This window comes from Micromonospora sp. 15K316 (genome assembly GCF_004348525.1).
Taxonomy (GTDB): domain Bacteria; phylum Actinomycetota; class Actinomycetes; order Mycobacteriales; family Micromonosporaceae; genus Micromonospora.
The window spans coordinates 1-1,297 of the sequence record NZ_SMKG01000414.1 but is presented as its reverse complement, the minus strand read 5'-3'; the positions used below and the strand labels follow the sequence as shown (position 1 = coordinate 1,297).

Here is a 1,297-nt window from a genome sequence, read left to right as displayed (position 1 = left end):
GTGCGCGGGCTGGTCGGCGGCGCGCAATGGTCGGGTGGGCGCGGTGGTTCGGTGCGTGCGGTGGCAGCACGCCCGAGCAGGCGGATTGCTCGCGTCGCGGGAAGCGATGACGTAGACGATTCAGCTCTAAAGCATCTCCGGAACACATGTGCGACCCGGTGCGGTCACGGAACGGTCGGGCGAGGTAGGCCGTCTGTCCACCGCTCGCCGAGCCGTCCACCCGGTTATCCACAGGCTTGTCCACAGGAGTGGAGTGGGTGTTGATTACGGCCGCGCGGGTGACGAGCATCGGTCCGTGGGTGAACTCGTGGACCCGGTCGAGCTGGGTAGGACGCTGCGGGCCCTGCGCCGCAGGGCGGATCTGAGCCAGCGGGAGTTGGCCGAGCGGTCGGGCGTACCGCAGGCGACCTTGGCGCGGATCGAGTCCGGTCGGGCGAGAGACCCGAGGTTCCGCACGGTCGAGCGCCTGGTGCGGGCCGCCGGCCGGATTCCGGTTCGAGGCGAGCCGGCCGGCGGCGCTGCGACTCAACCGCGCCTGATCCCTTCCACCTTCGCGCTCAGCGCAGGGCCGGGGCGGCCTCGGTCAGGGCGGCGAGCGCCTCACGCATCCGCCAGGCCTCGCGGTCGCGGGGGCCGATCGGGTTGGAGATCGTCCGTAGCTCGGCGAAGGGGAGGCCGGCCTGGGCGGCGGCCACCGCCACGCCGTACCCCTCCATGGCCTCGGCCACCGCGTCCGGGTGGCGCCGGGCGAGCAGTTCGGTGCTCGACGCGGTGCCGGTCACCGTGTTGACGGTGAGTACCGGCCCGACCGTCGCGTCCGGCAGGGCGGCCCGGAGCGCGGCCAGCAGCTCCGCGTCCGCGGTCACGGTGCTGCCGCCACCGAGCAGCGCCGGGGGCATGCCCAGCGCCTCGATCGGGAGGAAGCCCTCCGGAGCCTCGGCGCCGAGGTCGGCGGCGATGCTCGCGGTACCGAGCACGGTGCCAATGACCGGGACCCGGCCGACGAAGCCGCCGGCCACTCCCGCGCTGAGGACCGCACGGTACGGCTGCCCGGCCGTCTCGGCGAGCACCAGCGCCCGGGCCGTGGCCGCAGCGGCGACGGCCGCCCCCACGCCCACCGGCAGCACGGTCACCGTCGGGTCGGCGAGACCGGCCCGGATCGCCTCCGCCTCGGCGGGTACGGCGGTGACCACCAGCAGCCCGCTCACGACACCGGTCCGCGTGGTTCCGGCCGGGTCTCCTCGTCGCTGCCGCCCGACCCGGCGACGGACGGGGAGGGGCGGTAGAGGTGGTAGCC

General features: G+C 74.7%; 2 protein-coding genes and 1 pseudogene. 1 reads left to right on the top strand and 2 read right to left on the bottom strand.

Going from position 1 to position 1,297, the window contains the following annotated elements; translation table 11 throughout:
- A partial coding sequence (locus E1211_RS33110; RefSeq protein WP_207915601.1) for a hypothetical protein occupies window positions 1-289 on the bottom strand: 289 nt, incomplete at its 3' end.
- On the opposite strand from E1211_RS33110, the pseudogene E1211_RS33650 reads away from it, so the two are divergent.
- Window positions 254-472: pseudogene (locus E1211_RS33650) on the top strand (helix-turn-helix domain-containing protein); the annotation flags it as partial. The gene E1211_RS33110 and the pseudogene E1211_RS33650 overlap by 36 nt on opposite strands.
- Before the next feature lie 85 nt (window positions 473-557).
- Here E1211_RS33650 and E1211_RS32040 read toward each other — a convergent pair.
- Window positions 558-1,208: a futalosine hydrolase gene (locus E1211_RS32040; protein WP_132353982.1), complete on the bottom strand. Its 651-nt coding sequence runs from the start codon at window positions 1,206-1,208 to the stop codon at window positions 558-560.
- Window positions 1,209-1,297 lie beyond the last annotated feature (89 nt).